The sequence below is a fragment of the Pseudoclavibacter sp. JSM 162008 genome (assembly GCF_041366455.1).
In the GTDB taxonomy this organism is placed as follows: Bacteria; Actinomycetota; Actinomycetes; order Actinomycetales; family Microbacteriaceae; genus Pseudoclavibacter.
In genome coordinates this window covers 197,364-212,850 of sequence record NZ_JBEWYX010000002.1, presented here as the reverse complement: position 1 = coordinate 212,850, position 15,487 = coordinate 197,364, and the positions used below count along the sequence as shown (strand labels likewise).

Genomic DNA, 15,487 nt, shown 5'->3' with positions numbered 1-15,487 from the left:
GGTGCGTGGCCCGGCCCGCTGACCCGAACGCCTAGGATTCTCGCGTGTACGTCAAAGTGTGTGGCCTGGATTCTGTCGAGTCGGCGGCGGTCGCCGTCGAACGCGGTGCCGACGCGATCGGCATCGTGATGAGCCGCACGAGCCCCAGGCGGCGTACCCCCGAGGAGGCGTCCGACATCTTCGCGTCTGTGCCCGCGAGTGTCGACCGTGTGCTCGTGGTCCACGACATGCCGTCCACGGACGCCGCCGAGATCGCGGCCACTGCCGGCGCGAACGTGCTCCAGCTCCACGGTTCCTACACGGGCGAGGAAGTACGCGCGGCCGGCGCGATCTTCCCGCGCATCTGGCGGGCCACCTCCCTCGCCGACGACCCCGAGCTGCGCGTCGGTGCATTCGGCGAGGAGCTCCTGCTGCTGGACGCGCCGAAACCGGGATCCGGCGAGCGATGGGACCTCTCGGAACTCGTCCGCCGTCGCCCAGACGGGCGCTGGCTGCTCGCGGGAGGCCTGCACCCGGGCAACGTCGCCGGGGCCATCCGCGAAGCGAGCCCATGGGGCGTCGACGTCTCGAGCGGCGTCGAATCATCGCCGGGCGTCAAGGATCACGAGCGCATCCGAGCCTTCGTCGCCGCCGCGAAGCGCGCTGACTGAGGAGTCGCAACCGGCTCCACGTCCCAGGTGCTCGGCCGAGGACGCGTCCCGGTCCAGCTCGCCTGACCAACTTGCGTGATGAAGGCGCCGCTGGGTGGCGCATCCGGCCCGCAGCCACCGTCTGAGCACTGAAGTTGGTCAGGACCGCGGTGGCTCGGCCTCCGCGAACGTGGCCTCGAGGTCTTCCCCGGCCGAGGTCAGGTGGTCGAGCACGGTTCGTACCGCGAAGCGAGCGTGGCGGTCCGGGCGTGCCAACGCGACGATGCTGCGCACCGAGCGGACACCATCGAGTGGTCGCAGCACGACCCCGGGGCGTGGCCGAGTCGTGAACCGGGGGAGGAGCGCGAGACCCGAGCCCGCGGCGACGAGCGCCTCGACGAGGCGGTTGTCGCGCAGCCGCTGCACACGTTCGAGGTTCGTGCTCGTCCCATTCTCGACGGCGATCAGGATGCTGTCGAACGGGTAGCCGACGGGCACGCCCACCCACGTCGTGCCGACGAGGTCGTCGGGCGCGAGTCGCTGCTGGGAGGCGAGCGGATGCGTCGAGGGCAGTGCCACGTCGATCGGCTCGCGGGCCAGAACGCGCGTGTGCAGGTGCTCTGCTCCTCTCGGTACGTCGCCGGTGAGGCTGTGTCCGATGACGATGTCGGCGTCGAGGGTCCTGGCGGCGTACTCGGATTCGGCGAGGTCGAAGTCGTCGAGTTCGAGGTCGATGGCCGACCCTGCCGTTCGGCGCAGGAGGCCGGGGAAGAGGGCCTCGCTGGCGCTGGGCAGTGCGCCGATCGACACGGTGCCGCTCGGCTCGCCGAGACTCGCCTCGAGCCGTGCCTGCACTTCGGCGAGCGCTCGGCCGACCTCGTCCGCGCCGTCGGCCAGGATCTGCCCGGCAGTGGTGAGCCGCAGGCCGCGGGAGAACGGTTCGACGAGGCGCGCGCCAAACTCCCGCTCGGCGGTCTTCAGCTGCTGCGAGAGGGCCGAGGGGGTGCGGTGCGTGGCCTCCGCGACTGCGGCGAGGGTGCCGCGCATCGACAGCTGCCTGAGCAGTTCGAGGTGCCTGAACTCCATGAAGGGAGCCTACAGGGACACGTCATGCATCAGCACTGGTGCTTCATGGTGGATGCGCCCGACACTGATCTCGTGCCTCCCCGTCATATCGCCCTCGCCTGCCTCGTCGCGGTTCTCTGGGGCGTGAACTTCCTCGCCATCCACGCATCGCTCGAGCAGTTCCCGCCGTTCTTCCTCATCGCGCTGCGCTTCGGGCTGCTCGCCATTCCGACGATCCTGTTCATCCCGCGCCCGAACGTGAAGCTGCGCTGGCTCATCGGCTACGGGCTCGGCTTCGGCACCCTGCAGTTCGTCGGCCTGTACCTGGGCATGGCCGCCGGCTTCCCCACCGGGCTCGCGTCGCTCGTGCTGCAGATGTCGGCGCCATTCACGGTGCTGCTCGGCGCGATCTTCCTTCGGGAGAAGCTCACAACCCGTCGCGTGGTCGGCATCGCGCTCGCGGTGGCGGGCCTCCTCCTGGTGGGCGTGGCACGCGGCGGCTCCGGCAGTTGGTGGCCGTTCCTGCTCGTCGTCATCGGGGCGATCGGCTGGGCGATCGGCAACATCTCGAGCCGCCTGGCCGAGCCACCGAAGCCGCTGCACTTGACGATGTGGATGGCCGTGGTGCCGCCCATCCCGATGCTTGCCGTCTCACTGCTCGTCGAGGGGCCCGAGCAGGTCTGGGCGTCGCTCGCGACGGCCTGGACCGTCGCCGCCGTCCCCGCCTGGGTCGGCCTCGTCTACACGATCGTGCTCGGCACGGTGCTCGGATCCGGCATCTGGGTGTGGCTCATGAAACGCCACCCGGCCGGCGTCGTCGCGCCGTTCTCGATGCTCGTGCCGGTCGTCGGCATCTCCACGGCGTGGCTGGTGCTGGGGGAGCGCCCCGGCCCGCTGGAGCTCGTCGGCGGCACTGTTGTGCTGTTCGGGGTGCTGTGGGCGAGCAGGATGCCCGCCGCGGCGCTCGTGCCTGCCCCGGTACCGAGCGCGCCTGACGTGCCGCTCGCTGAGCCGCCCATCCCGGACTCACCCAGACTCGAGGCCCCCGCGCCTCGCTAGAAGCACACGGGGGATGCAGGTTCCAGGCACTGGGAACCGGCATCTCCCGTGTGAGGCGGCCGTACGCTCTCTGGAGGGGACGTGCGGCCCGACGACGAAGGCCCCGAGTCCTCAGGACTCGGGGCCTTCAACATGGGGTGAGTAACGGGGCTTGAACCCGCGGCCTCCTAGACCACAACCAGGCGCTCTACCAGCTGAGCTATACCCACCATGTCTGCCGCCTGCGTGCTCTCGCTCGCCTGCGACTACGAGAGTCTATTACAGATTTTGGGCGAAGTCGTTCACCACTTCGGCTGCGACCTCTCGGAGCTCCTCGCTGGTGGGTCCGGGCTCGGGCACCAGCACCGCTTTGCGGTAGTACTTGAGCTCCCGAATCGACTCGAGGATGTCGGCCTTCGCGCGGTGGCCGCCGTCCTTGTCGGGGGAGTGGAAGTACACGCGAGGGAACCAGCGACGTGACAGTTCCTTGAGCGTGGACACGTCGACGTTGCGGTAGTGCAGGTGCTGGTCGACCTCTGGCATGTACTTCGCGAGGAACATGCGGTCGGTGCCGATCGTGTTGCCAGCGAGCGGTGCCGTGCGGGGCACGGGCACGTGCTTCTTCAGGTACGTGAGGAGCTCAGCGGTGGCCGCCTCGAGTGTGGCGCCGTTCGGGATCTCCTCGATGAGGCCGGACGTCGTGTGCATCTGCGTCACGAACTCGCCCATGTTGGCCATCGCGGCCTCGCTCGCCGAGATGACGATCTCGAAGCCCTCGTCGAGGATGTTCAGGTCGCTGTCGGTCACGAAAGCGGCGACCTCGACCAGCTCGTCGATCGACGGGTCGAGGCCAGTCATCTCGCAGTCGATCCAGACGAGACGCTCCTGAGCAATAGCCATGAGGGACATCGTAGTGATTCCCGGGGCCCGTGGCGGCCAGTGGAGCGTTTCGAGGCCCGCTATGCTGGCTGGGATCGCGCCCCAGTAGCTCAGTGGATAGAGCAACGGCCTTCTAATCCGTCGGTCGCAGGTTCGAATCCTGCCTGGGGCACTCTTCTTCGCAGCGCCTCGGCCACCGCCGCCCCCCGATTCCGGAGGCTTCCACGTGATCGTCACCCAAGTCTCGTCCGAGTTCTTCCGCGGATCAGCCGAGCTCGAGCAGACCAACAGAGGAGTGCGGCCTCACCGGCTCCCCGCACACGTTCGTGCGCAGTTCCCGGACCCGCAGCTGCTGCTCGTCGAGAGCCAGCCGTCCGGCGTCCGCGTGGCATTCGATACAACCGCCGAGCGGGTTGAGCTGGAGCTGCTGCCGGCCAGGTCCGTCTACACGGGCATCAACCGGCCGCGGGGGCGCGTCGACGTCTTCGTCGACGGCGAGAAGTTCGCGAGCGACGAGCTGACCGGCGGTGATGCCGTCGAGGTCGATCTGCAGACGGGCGCGATGTCGCTCCGCGAGGGGCCATCGCATACGACGACCCTCGAGGGTCTTGCACCTGGCGAGACCAAGCGCGTGGAGTTCTGGCTGCCTCACAACGAGTCGGTCGAGCTGATCGAGCTCCGGTCGGACGCGCCTCTCGAGCCCGTGACCCTGTCCGATCGTGTGTGGCTGCACCATGGCAGCTCGATCAGTCACGGCTCGAACGCAACTTCGCCCAGCGATATCTGGCCTGCAGTCGCCGCGCGTCGTGGCGGGGTTGAACTCGTGAACCTCGGGCTCGGCGGCAGCGCGATGGTCGACCCCTTTCTCGCCCGCGTCATGCGCGATACTCGAGCGGACCTGATCAGCGTGAAGCTCGGCATCAACGTCGTGAACGCCGACGCGATGCGCGTGCGGGCGTTCGTGCCGGCCGTCAACGGCTTCCTCGACACGATCCGGGACGGGCACCCCGAGACGCCGATCGTGCTCATCTCGCCCATCTTCTGCGGCATCCACGAGCACACGGCCGGGCCCGGCGCGTTCGATCCCGCATCCTTCGCGACCGGCAAGGTCAAGTTCATCGCGACGGGGACGCCGGGAGACGAGTCGCAGGGGCGGCTCACGCTCAGCGTCATTCGGCGCGAGCTCGCGGCCCTGGCGGGGCGTCGCGCATCCGACCCGAATCTCTTCTTCCTCGATGGCACCGCGCTCTACGGCGAGGCGGATGCGCAGCGACTGCCGCTGCCGGACGACCTGCACCCGGGCCCCGAAGCGCACCAGCTGATGGGCGACCGCTTCGCCGACTACGCGTTCGCCCCCAACGGTCCGTTCAGCGCTCGTTCCTGAAGCATCCCGGCCAGGCGTCGAGTCGGGCCTGCGACGATAGAGCATGGCCTCTCGACTCCCGATGATCCTCGACGCGCTTGCCCGTGCTGAGCGTGATGCGCCCGTCCGGCGACTCATCGACGCCCTCGGTGGCGAGAAGTTCACGGCCACCGAGCGATCCTTCGGCGAGCCGGCCGTGCTGTCCCGCCGCGTGCGCTTCGCGTCGGGTGCCGAGCTCATCCTGCACGACGACGCGTTGGTCGCCGTCGTCCTGCACACGGTGCCGACGTCGTCGGAGACCAGCGCTGTCAATCTCTCCGAGTGGATCCCTGGCGCCACCAACGCGGCAACCCTCGACGACCTCAAGAAGGTGATGAACGGGCGCCGCCGCTTCGCCGGCTTCGGCACGCCGTACTTCGAACTCGACGGCGGATACGCGCGGGCCGAATTCAAGGACCATCGCGGCTGGAATGATCCGGGCAACCTCAAGAGCCTGGTGTTCACGGTCGAGCAGCCGGGGCTCACCTGCCGCCCCGAGGACGACAACTGCCCGGCCTGCAGTCAGCTCCTGGTGCGCGACGAAACCGAGGAGCTCGACGTCGAGGCGACGGTGCACGCGATCACGGATGCGGCGGCGTCGGGAGTCCTCAAGGGAGACGTCAGCTGGGTAAGCATCCGTGACCTCCTGCCCCTGCACGCGTCAGGTCTCATGGAGCGCGTCGAGAGCCAGCTCACGTGCCAGACGTGCCGGCGCATCCTCTGCATCGCACTCGAGTACGGCGTCGGACCGACCGTCTCCCACCTCGCGCTCAACGAGGCCAGGCAGCACCGGCTCGGCCCGATTCCGCCGGTCGAGGAATGGGGCGACGACGCCCGCGTCGCCGAAGAGCGCGACGCCATGCACCACGTCGACCACGAGCCGGGGCGCTGGTTCCTCGTCGAACAGGCCGGCCAGCTCTTCCTCGACGCCAGGTATGTGGTCACGAACATGGTCGACGACTCCGCGCTGCTGCAGCTCGACGCGGCGGAGGCCGAACAGTATCGGACGGTCGGCCGCGCGTTTCTCGCGGACCTGGCGGAGCGCATCCACGACGGGTCTCCCCATCGCGAAGAGTCGCCGTTCTTCTCCCGCGACCTCAAGCGGGGACCGGAGGGCGCTGCATACCGAGAGGCCGTGAGCAAGGCGATCGTGAACCACACGTGGCTGGCCCAGCAGCGCCTAGGTTCCTGACGAGCCGGAGGGCCCCCGCCGCAGCGATCACAGCTTCGCCAGCACCGTCGGGATGAGGATGGGCGCGTTGATGAGCAGGTGCAGCAGCATCGTCGCGACGAGGTTGCGACGGATGAGCGTGAACGCCACGAGTGCCAGCGACCCGACGAGCTGGTGGAAGAGCCAGCTCGGCCCGAAGAAGTCGACGTGGGGCGCGATGAAGATCGCCAGGCTGACGGCTGCCCCGATCCACCTCGACCGCATGAGCGAGCCCAGTCGTTCCTGCAGGTAGCCGCGGTAGACGACCTCCTCGGTGATGGCCGCCGTGATGATGAGCAGGACAACGCCGGCGACGCTCATGCTCGAGATGGTGCCCACACCGTCGTTGTCCTCCGGAGGGGCGATGAGGCTGGCGATCCACGACCAGGCCATGACGCCGCCGAAGACGTAGAACGCCCACTCGATGTCCTTGCCCGTCGGCTTCGTGATGAGCAGTGAGGCGAGGCCGCGCCGCTCTCCCCAGGTGACGAGGGCGATCACGAGCAGGGCGCCCGCCCACTTCCAGGGGTTGCCCGAGGCGGGGCCTTCGAGACCGAAGCGCAGGTCGAAGCCGCGGATCTCACCGGCGGGAGGGCCGTTGAAGAAGAACCAGAAGATCAGGAGGCCGACGACGAAGAGCCAGCCGTCTCGTGCTCGTGGCGGGAACGCGGGTGTGCCGATGCTGACGCGTCTCACGGGCTCCACAACTTGCTGGGATGCTGTTTCGGCCATCCTCTAGAGTAAGCACTCTAGAGTGATTGCTCTAGAGCCGATTCGAGATGCAGGCAGCGAGGTCCGACGTGGCGGCACGAACAGGCGAGGGGCGAGCGGCGATCGTCGGAGCCGGCTACCAGCTCATCTCCGAGCTCGGCTACGCGGGTGCCACGACGGCACGCATCTGTGCCCGCGCCGGCGTCTCCTCCGGCACCTTCTTCCACTACTTCCCGACGAAGATCGACCTGCTCGTCGGCATCCTGCAGGCAGATGCGGCCGACGCGGCCCTCCGCGCGGACGCCCTCGCGGACGCGGCGGCCTACAGCGCACCTACCGCATTGCGCGACTGGCTTGACGCGCTCCTGGAAGAGTCTGCCGACCCCCACCTCGCCGGCTTCGTGGCGGCGCTCGGTGCCTCGCCGACTGATGCCCGCGTGGAAGGGCTGCTGGCCGACGCCGCCTCGCTCCAGCACCGGGCTCTCACGGCGATCATCTCCGCGGGGCAGGAACAGGGAGGCTGGCGCTCCGATCTCACCGCCGAACGCCTCGCGCTGTGGATCGGCGTGGTCGCCGATGGGGTTCTGTCGCGCAGCGTCGAGGACCCGAGCTTCGACGCCGCAGCGGCCGCGAGCGAACTCGGCGACCTGCTCGCGAGGTACCTCGCGCCCTGAACGCGACCCCGACGCAATTCGACGCGTGGCGGAGAGAGTCCCGCAGCTCTGGAAGAATGGCCGTCGTGACGAGCTTCGACGCCGCAGGTCTCCACGAATCCGCCCCCACCGCGAACGACGCCGATCGGCGCGCCTCGGGCCACAGCTTGGAGCGCGATCCGGGCATGCCGACGAGCACCTGGCGCCTGCGCAGCGACGCGTGGGAGTACCTGCGCTTCGCGATCAAGCGCCTCGAATCCGGGCACGAGACCGAGAGCATCCTGGATGCGGATGGCGAGATCTCCCGCAACCTGAGGGCTCTTGAGACGCTCGAGCTGTACTGGGCGGGGTTCGGGCAGCGCTACGTCGCCGAGATCCGCGAGGCCCTCGACAAGGGGGAGTACTCGAGTGCGCTGGAGCGCATCGGTCGAGTCGTGAGCCGCCTGCGCGGCACGAGCATCCCCGCCGACCATCGCGACGACCGGCTCGACGAGGCCGAGCGAGCCGAGCTGCAGGATGACTCGGACCCGCGCCCCCGCTTCGAGGTGCTGCTCGTGGATGAGACCACCCCGGCCGACCGTGACGCGCTTCGGGCCGACATCCTCAAGCTCCGCAGCGCGGCGGATGCGTTCGTCTACGACTACGTGATCGTGCCGTCCGCCGACGACGCCGTCGCGGCCGTGCTCACGAACCCGAACATCCTCGCCGTCGTCATCCGGCCCGGCTTCAGCGACCGCAGCCAGCAGCGCCTGAGCCGGGACATGCGCGAGACGATCGACCTCGCGCACGTCGACTCGGCAGGCACGACCGCGACGTCGCGGTCGAGCCTCGCATCCGTGCAGCGAGTCCTGGGCCTCGCCGACACCCTCAACACGCTGCGCCCCGAGCTCGACCTGTACCTCGTCGCCGGTGCGCACATCGAGGACCTCGCCGGCGTGCTCACGCGCCGCTTCCGTCGCGTGTTCCTGCGCGAGGATCAGCTCGAGCTGCACCTCTCGCTGCTGCGCCGCGTCTCGCACCTCTACGACACGCCCTTCTTCACCGCCATTCAGGAGCACGCCCGGCGTCCGGCCGGCGTCTTCCACGCCCTGCCCATCTCGCGCGGTGGTTCGGTCGTGACGTCGAAGTGGATCACCGACCTCGTCGACTTCTACGGGCTGAACCTGCTGCTCGCCGAGACGAGCGCAACGTCCGGCGGCCTCGACTCGCTGCTCGCTCCCGTGGGAGCGATCAAGAAGTCGCAGGAGCTCGCGGCCCGCGCGTTCGGCGCGAAGCACACGTTCTTCGTCACGAACGGCACCTCCACGGCGAACAAGATCGTGCACCAGGCGCTCGTCTCCCCAGGCGACATCGTGCTCGTCGACCGCAACTGCCACAAGTCGCACCACCACGCCCTCATGCTCACGGGTGCCCGCCCGGCGTACCTCGAGGCGTACCCGCTCAACGAGTTCGCGTTCTACGGGGCGGTGCCGCTCGACCGCATCAAGCAGCTGCTCCTCGACTACCGCGCCGCCGGCCGCCTCGACGAGGTGCGCCTCGTGACCCTCACGAACTGCACCTTCGACGGCATCGTCTACGACCCGGAGCGGGTCATGGCCGAATGTCTCGCGATCAAACCTGACCTGGTGTTCCTGTGGGACGAGGCGTGGTTCGCGTTCGCCGCGTTCCACCCCATCACCCGCCGACGCACCGCCATGGCCGCGGCCAAGCACCTCGAGGAGCGGCTCGCGTCGAGCGCCCACGCGACGGCGTACCAGGAGCAGCGGGCCCGACTCTTCGACCCTGAGACGGGGGAGCCCGCATCGGACGACGTGTGGCTCGCCGAGCGGCTCCTGCCTTCCCCGGACGCGCGCATCCGCGTCTACGCGACCCAGTCGACCCACAAGACCCTCACCGCGCTGCGGCAGGGGTCGATGATCCACGTCTACGACAAGGACTGGTACCGGGAGGCGGAGGAGCCGTTCCACGAGGCGTACATGACGCACACCTCGACGTCGCCGAACTACCAGATCCTCGCCTCGCTCGACCTCGGCAGGCGTCAGGTCGAACTCGAGGGCTTCGAGCTCGTCCAGCGCCAGCTCGACCTGGCGACGAGCATCGCGCAGGCCATCGCCCGGCACCCGCTGCTGCGCCGCACCTTCCGGGTGCTCTCCGGCCACGACCTCATCCCGGCCGAGAACCGCGCGAGCTCGCGTCCCATGCCGCACCGCGACGGATTCTCGACGATGTGGCAGGCGTGGGAGGAAGACGAGTTCGTCGTCGACCCGAGCCGCATCACGGTCGAGATCTCACGCACGGGAGTCGACGGGGACACGTTCAAGCACGAGCACCTCATGGACCGCTACGGCATCCAGGTCAACAAGACGAGCCGCAACACGGTGCTCTTCATGACCAACATCGGCACCTCCCGCAGCTCCGTCGGCTACCTCATCGAGGTGCTCGTGAAGCTCGCCGAGCGCTTCGAGGAGGAGGCGCAGGCGCGAGAGATCGACGGCGAGCGCCCGGTGCCCGCCCCCATGCCGCCGCTGCCCGACTTCAGCGCGTTCGCGCCCGACTATGCGTCCGTGGATGGGCTGCCGGACGGCGACCTTCGCACCGCGTTCTTCCGCGGTCAGCGGCGCGCGAACATCGAGCACCTCAGTCACGCGCAGCTCAGCGAACGCGTGGCGGGCGGCGCCAGGCCCGTCTCCGCCGGATTCGTGACCCCGTACCCGCCCGGGTTCCCCGTGCTCGTCCCCGGGCAGCTCGTCACCGACGAGGTGCTCGACTTCATGGCCGTGCTCGACACTCGCGAGATCCACGGCTACGACCCGCTGCGCGGCTACCGCATTCTGCGCGAAGACTGATCTCCGGCCGCTGACGCGGGAATACCTGCTGGGGGTATACGGTTGCATCTGCCGTACATACCCCCAGGGGGCACCGCCCTCGGCAAGGAGATCACCATGACCAGCACCACCTATCTCGTCACCGGCATGACCTGCGGCCACTGCGAGAGCGCCGTCGCTCAGGAGGTCAGCGAGTTGGCAGGCGTCGAAGGCGTCGCCGTCTCTGCTGACACCGGCACGCTCGTCGTCGAGAGCACCGCACCCCTCGACGACGCGTTGGTCATCGCCGCGGTCGACGAGGCCGGCTACACCGCAGCCAAGGCCTGACATGAACGTGCCAGTCAAGCTCAGCCTCTACGGCGCGCTGCTTGCAGCGGTCTTCGGCGCGGCGTTCTTCACCGCCCAGGTCGTCACGGAAGCCGACCGGGCCGACGGCTGGCGCCCACAGATTCACCAGACCTCCCAACCCGGCTCGACCGAGGCCCCGGTCCTCCCTGCCGAGCATTCAGAGGCCCCGCAGCACACGGAGAGTGAGCAATGAGCACAGCTACCGACATCGAGCTCCAGATCGGGGGCATGACCTGCGCGTCGTGCGCGATGCGCATCGAGAAGAAGCTCAATAAGCTCGAAGGCGTGAGCGCGAGCGTCAACTACGCCACTGAGAAAGCCCGCGTGCACGCGCCGGCGGGACTCGACCCGCAATCGCTCATCGACGAGGTCGAGAAGACCGGTTACACGGCCGCACTCCCAGAGCCAGAGCATCCTGACGTCGAGGATTCGGCCACCGAGGCCGCAGACCCCGAACTCGTGAGCCTGCGTCAGCGTCTCATCGGCAGCATCGTGCTCGCCGTTCCCGTCATCGCCTTGGCCATGGTGCCTGCGCTGCAGTTCACGAACTGGCAGTGGGCGTCGCTGGCTCTGGCCGCACCGGTGATCGTCTGGGGCGCGTGGCCATTCCACCGGGCCGCGTGGCTGAACCTGCGCCACGGGAGCGCCACGATGGACACGCTCATCTCCGTCGGCACGATCGCCGCGTTCGCATGGTCGCTCTACGCCCTGTTCCTCGGCACGGCTGGCGAAGCGGGAATGAAGCATCCCTTCGAGTTCACGATCGCCCCCTCCGACGGAGCATCCAACATCTACCTTGAGGTGGCTGCCGGCGTCACGATGTTCGTGCTGGCCGGTCGCTACTTCGAGAAGCGCTCCAAACGGCAGGCCAGCGCCGCCTTGCGGGCGCTCCTCGAACTCGGCGCGAAAGACGTCGCCGTCCTTCGCCGGGGCATCGAGACACGCATCCCCGTCGGGGAGCTCATCGTCGGCGACGAATTCGTCGTCCGGCCGGGGGAGAAGGTCGCGACCGACGGCGTCGTCACGAGTGGACGCTCGGCGGTGGACGTCTCGATGCTCACGGGTGAGTCCGTCCCCGTCGAGGTCGTCGAAGGAGACAAGGTCGTCGGGGCCACGCTGAACGCGAGCGGACGACTCGTGGTGCGCGCCACGAGAGTCGGCGGCGACACGCAGCTCGCGCACATGGCCAAGCTCGTCGAGGACGCCCAGACCGGCAAGGCCGAGGTGCAGCGTCTCGCCGACCGAATCTCCGGCGTCTTCGTGCCCATCGTCATCGCGATCTCGGTGGCCACACTCGGCGCGTGGCTCGGCGCCGGGTTCCCGGCCTCGGCCGCCTTCACCGCGGCGGTCGCCGTGCTCATCATCGCCTGCCCCTGCGCGCTCGGTCTCGCGACTCCAACCGCGCTCCTCGTGGGGACTGGCCGTGGGGCGCAGCTGGGTATCCTCCTCAAGGGCCCAGAGGTCCTCGAATCGACCCGCCGAGTCGACACGATCGTCGTCGACAAGACCGGCACGGTGACGAGCGGAAAGATGGCGCTCGCCGGCGTCTGGGTGGCGGATGGGGTCGAGCGGCAGCAGCTCCTGCATCTCGCGGGTGCGCTCGAAGCGGCCTCGGAGCATCCCATCGCTCGGGCGCTCGCGGCCGGCGCCGCGGCCGAGGTCGGTGCGCTGCCAGCGGTGGAGGACTTCCGGAACCACGAGGGCACGGGCGTGCAGGGCATCGTCGACGGTCACCTGGTGGTCGTCGGGCGCGAGCAGCTGCTCGCCGACTGGGGGATCTCGCTCAGCCAAGAGCTCGCGGAGCGCAAGAGCGATGCGGAGTCCCTCGGACAGACCACCGTCATCGTGGCCTGGGACGGCGAGGCTCGCGGAGTGCTCGCCGTCGCAGACACGATCAAGCCGACGAGCGCGCAGGCGATCGCCGAGCTGCGCCGACTCGGTCTCGAGCCGACGCTGCTCACCGGCGACAACTCGATCGTCGCCGGTCAGGTTGCGGCCGCCGTCTGCATCACCGACGTCATCGCGGGAGTCCTGCCCCAGGAGAAGGTCGGCGTGATCCGCCGCCTCCAGGAGGAAGGGCGCGTCGTCGCGATGGTCGGCGACGGCGTCAACGATGCCGCCGCGCTCGCGCAGGCCGACCTCGGCCTGGCCATGGGAACGGGCTCGGACATCGCCATCGAGGCAGCGGATATCACGCTGGTCCGCGACGACCTCCTGGCGGCCGCGGATGCCATCCGTCTCTCCCGACGTACGCTCGGCACCATCAAGGGCAACCTCTTCTGGGCCTTCGCGTACAACGTCGCGGCGATCCCGCTCGCGGCCCTCGGGATGCTCAACCCCATGCTGGCGGGAGCCGCTATGGCGTTCTCCAGCGTGTTCGTCGTCGGCAACAGTCTGCGACTGCGTGCCTTCCGAGGCCTGCAAAGCACCGGGACGTCTTCCGATTCACACCCAGGAAAGGCAACATCATGAGCGAGACCACCGAGTCGGGCGGCCACGCCCACCACGGCTACATCGAGGACAAGAGCAAGTACCTCACGCGCCTCAAGCGCATCGAAGGGCAGGCGCGAGGCATCCATCGCATGGTCGACGAGGAGCAGTACTGCATCGACATCCTCACGCAGATCTCGGCGATCACCTCCGCCCTCGAGAACGTGGCGCTCGGGCTGATGGACGACCACCTCAAGCACTGCGTCGCGGACGCCGTCAAGCTGGGCGGGGCCGAGGGGGAGCTGAAGCTCAAGGAAGCCTCTGACGCCATCGCGCGTCTCGTGCGCAGCTGAGTGCTCACTCCGATATCGGGTTGGCGACTTCTTCCCGAAACAGGTGCTCGGTAGAGTTGGCACCACCATGAGCGCTCAACAGGAAATCATCGCGGCCCTCGGCGTGAAGCCGGTCATCGACCCTGCCACGGAGGTGCGAGAGCGCATCTCCTTCATGCGCGAGTACCTGCTTGCGACGGGCTCGCGTGGGCTTGTGCTCGGCATCAGCGGTGGCCAGGATTCCTCGCTGCTCGGCAAGCTCGCGCAGCTCGCGGTCGAGGACGTGCGCGCAGCGGGTGGCGACGCGACGTTCGTCGCCGTGCGCCTTCCGCATGGCGTGCAGGCGGACGAGGACGATGCGCAGCTGGCCCTGGAGTTCATCCAGCCGGACGAACGGATCACGTTCGACATCAAGCCGGCGACCGACGGCGTGCAGCACGCGTTCCTGGACGCGACCGGGCGTGCCATCACGGACTTCAACAAGGGCAACGCGAAGGCGCGCCAACGGATGATCGCGCAGTACGCGATCGCTGGGGAGCGTGGTCTCCTCGTGCTCGGCACTGACCACGCTGCCGAAGCTGTCACCGGCTTCTTCACGAAGTACGGAGACGGCGGAACTGACCTGAACCCGCTCGCGGGCCTGACGAAGAGCCAGGGGCGTCAGCTGCTGGAGGAACTCGGGGCACCTGAACGCCTGTACGCGAAAGCGCCAACCGCTGACCTCCTGGACGAGACACCTGGGCAGACCGACGAGGCGAACCTCGGACTGAGCTACACGCAGATCGACACCTACCTGACCGGCGGCGACGTGGATGCGGAGACCGCCGATCGCATCGAGTCGCTGTACCGCAAGACCGAGCACAAGCGGCAGCTGCCCGTGCTCCCCACCGACACCTGGTGGCGCGGCTGACTCACGGCACGATGCCGTGAGTGAGCGCCGGCGAGCGTACGCGCGCCTTCACAGGTAGCGGAACGCGGTGACCGCCTCGGCGAAGTCCGAGAACTCGTCGAGCGTCAGGAAGGCCGTGGAGGTGCGGCTCATGCGGGTGGCCGCGTAGGCGACCCCCGAGCCGCGCTGGTGCTCTTCGACGTACCCGCGCACGGCACCGTTGGAACCCGTGACCCGCCACCGCGCTGCGTGCACCTGAGTCGCGGTGAGCCCAGCGAATCGCTGGGTGAACGGGCCAGTTCGGGGTGTGAGCGTCGGGGCGGAACCGGACTTGGTGAGGTGCGTCGTGGTCATGAGGGAAGGCTAGGAGCGACCACCGACATTCTCGGCGCTGGCTGAGTTCGCGCAGGGCTGAGCCGCGGAGCCAGCCACCGGCGTAGCCTTGGCGCATGACCGAATTCGTGCTTGCAGGTGGCTGCTTCTGGTGTCTCGACGCCGTGTACAGGAACGTCAAGGGCGTCAGCGACGTGATCTCTGGCTACACGGGTGGCGAGCACCCGAAGCCGGACTACGAACTCGTGTGCACCGGCACGACCGGGCATGCGGAGGCCGTACGCGTCGTCTTCGACGAGAGCGTGGTGCCCGCCGACGTGATCCTCGACATCTTCTTCACGCTGCACGACCCGCGACAGCTCAACCGGCAGGGCAACGACGTCGGAACGCAGTACCGTTCCGCGATGTACTACACCGACGAGGCGCAGCGTGAGCTCTTCGAAGCCGCCCGCGACCGCGCAGACGAGCTCTGGGGCGGCGGAATCGTCACCGAGATCTCCCCACTCGGCCAGTACTTCGACGCGGAGGACTACCACCAGGACTTCTTCGCGAAGAACCCGGGCCAGGGGTACTGCAACTTCGTGGCCGTGCCCAAGGTGAACAAGGTGCGCGCCAAGTTCACTCCCTACATGCTCTGACCTGCAGCGCCAGCCCGGACGGGCTCGGCACTGTGATGACACGGCGCCTGTGGACGGAACCCCGTCCACAGGCGCCGTTGTCGTCGGGAAGAAACGCCGCCCGCA

At 68.5% G+C, this 15,487-nt stretch carries 16 protein-coding genes and 2 tRNA genes; 13 read left to right on the top strand and 5 right to left on the bottom strand.

The genetic code is table 11. From position 1 onward, the window contains the following. The first annotated feature begins 44 nt into the window (after positions 1–44). On the top strand, positions 45–650 hold the full coding sequence (locus ABVF28_RS02460; protein WP_371029355.1) for a phosphoribosylanthranilate isomerase: 606 nt from the start codon (positions 45–47) through the stop codon (positions 648–650). A gap of 138 nt (positions 651–788) precedes the next feature. On the opposite strand, the gene ABVF28_RS02455 is transcribed toward ABVF28_RS02460, so the two are convergent. Next, complete coding sequence (locus ABVF28_RS02455; RefSeq protein ID WP_371029354.1) at positions 789–1,715, bottom strand: LysR family transcriptional regulator; 927 nt, start codon at positions 1,713–1,715, stop codon at positions 789–791. Positions 1,716–1,739: 24 nt separating this feature from the next. Between ABVF28_RS02455 and ABVF28_RS02450 the strand changes: the two genes are divergently transcribed. Further along, the gene (locus tag ABVF28_RS02450; protein ID WP_371029353.1) at positions 1,740–2,753 is read left to right on the top strand and encodes an EamA family transporter; all 1,014 of its coding nucleotides are present in this window, start codon (positions 1,740–1,742) and stop codon (positions 2,751–2,753) included. 133 nt (positions 2,754–2,886) lie between these two features. On the opposite strand, the gene ABVF28_RS02445 is transcribed toward ABVF28_RS02450, so the two are convergent. Together ABVF28_RS02445 and orn are read right to left on the bottom strand one after the other, a co-directional pair. Further along, positions 2,887–2,962: transfer RNA gene (locus tag ABVF28_RS02445), tRNA-His, on the bottom strand. Between the two features lie 49 nt (positions 2,963–3,011). Further along, positions 3,012–3,632 carry an oligoribonuclease gene (gene orn / locus ABVF28_RS02440; RefSeq protein WP_181026934.1) on the bottom strand — a complete coding sequence of 207 codons (621 nt, stop codon included), beginning with the start codon at positions 3,630–3,632 and terminating at the stop codon, positions 3,012–3,014. Between the two features lie 78 nt (positions 3,633–3,710). On the opposite strand from orn, the gene ABVF28_RS02435 reads away from it, so the two are divergent. From ABVF28_RS02435 to ABVF28_RS02425, 3 genes are all read left to right on the top strand, one after another. Then, a tRNA-Arg gene (locus ABVF28_RS02435) sits at positions 3,711–3,783 on the top strand. A 54-nt stretch (positions 3,784–3,837) separates the two neighbouring features. Continuing rightward, positions 3,838–4,995: a GDSL-type esterase/lipase family protein gene (locus ABVF28_RS02430; RefSeq protein ID WP_371029352.1), complete on the top strand. Its 1,158-nt coding sequence runs from the start codon at positions 3,838–3,840 to the stop codon at positions 4,993–4,995. A gap of 43 nt (positions 4,996–5,038) precedes the next feature. Beyond that, complete coding sequence (locus tag ABVF28_RS02425) at positions 5,039–6,205, top strand: hypothetical protein (protein ID WP_371029351.1); 1,167 nt, start codon at positions 5,039–5,041, stop codon at positions 6,203–6,205. 27 nt (positions 6,206–6,232) lie between these two features. On the opposite strand, the gene ABVF28_RS02420 is transcribed toward ABVF28_RS02425, so the two are convergent. Continuing rightward, positions 6,233–6,955: a CPBP family intramembrane glutamic endopeptidase gene (locus ABVF28_RS02420; protein ID WP_371029350.1), complete on the bottom strand. Its 723-nt coding sequence runs from the start codon at positions 6,953–6,955 to the stop codon at positions 6,233–6,235. A gap of 68 nt (positions 6,956–7,023) precedes the next feature. Between ABVF28_RS02420 and ABVF28_RS02415 the strand changes: the two genes are divergently transcribed. The 7 genes from ABVF28_RS02415 to nadE all read left to right on the top strand — a co-directional run bounded on the left by ABVF28_RS02415 (position 7,024) and on the right by nadE (position 14,432). Continuing rightward, the gene (locus ABVF28_RS02415) at positions 7,024–7,608 is read left to right on the top strand and encodes a TetR/AcrR family transcriptional regulator (protein WP_371029349.1); all 585 of its coding nucleotides are present in this window, start codon (positions 7,024–7,026) and stop codon (positions 7,606–7,608) included. 164 nt (positions 7,609–7,772) lie between these two features. After that, complete coding sequence (locus ABVF28_RS02410) at positions 7,773–10,433, top strand: aminotransferase class I/II-fold pyridoxal phosphate-dependent enzyme (protein ID WP_371029410.1); 2,661 nt, start codon at positions 7,773–7,775, stop codon at positions 10,431–10,433. A gap of 96 nt (positions 10,434–10,529) precedes the next feature. Then, entirely contained in the window at positions 10,530–10,739 is a 210-nt protein-coding gene (locus tag ABVF28_RS02405; RefSeq protein ID WP_104311400.1) for a heavy-metal-associated domain-containing protein, read from the top strand. Between the two features lies 1 nt (position 10,740). After that, on the top strand, positions 10,741–10,953 hold the full coding sequence (locus ABVF28_RS02400; RefSeq protein ID WP_104311401.1) for a hypothetical protein: 213 nt from the start codon (positions 10,741–10,743) through the stop codon (positions 10,951–10,953). Further along, positions 10,950–13,232, top strand: coding sequence for a heavy metal translocating P-type ATPase (locus ABVF28_RS02395; protein WP_371029348.1), 2,283 nt, complete (start codon positions 10,950–10,952; stop codon positions 13,230–13,232). Before ABVF28_RS02400 ends, ABVF28_RS02395 begins: the two co-directional genes overlap by 4 nt. Further along, the gene (locus ABVF28_RS02390; RefSeq protein WP_371029347.1) at positions 13,229–13,543 is read left to right on the top strand and encodes a metal-sensitive transcriptional regulator; all 315 of its coding nucleotides are present in this window, start codon (positions 13,229–13,231) and stop codon (positions 13,541–13,543) included. The genes ABVF28_RS02395 and ABVF28_RS02390 overlap by 4 nt, the downstream gene beginning before the upstream one ends. A 67-nt stretch (positions 13,544–13,610) precedes the next feature. Continuing rightward, on the top strand, positions 13,611–14,432 hold the full coding sequence (gene nadE / locus ABVF28_RS02385; RefSeq protein WP_371029346.1) for an ammonia-dependent NAD(+) synthetase: 822 nt from the start codon (positions 13,611–13,613) through the stop codon (positions 14,430–14,432). A gap of 48 nt (positions 14,433–14,480) precedes the next feature. Here the strand turns inward: nadE and ABVF28_RS02380 are convergent, their stop codons facing one another. After that, positions 14,481–14,765, bottom strand: coding sequence for a hypothetical protein (locus tag ABVF28_RS02380; RefSeq protein WP_104311404.1), 285 nt, complete (start codon positions 14,763–14,765; stop codon positions 14,481–14,483). Between the two features lie 95 nt (positions 14,766–14,860). On the opposite strand from ABVF28_RS02380, the gene msrA reads away from it, so the two are divergent. Continuing rightward, positions 14,861–15,382, top strand: coding sequence for a peptide-methionine (S)-S-oxide reductase MsrA (msrA, locus tag ABVF28_RS02375; RefSeq protein ID WP_371029345.1), 522 nt, complete (start codon positions 14,861–14,863; stop codon positions 15,380–15,382). The last annotated feature ends 105 nt before the right edge of the window (positions 15,383–15,487 follow it).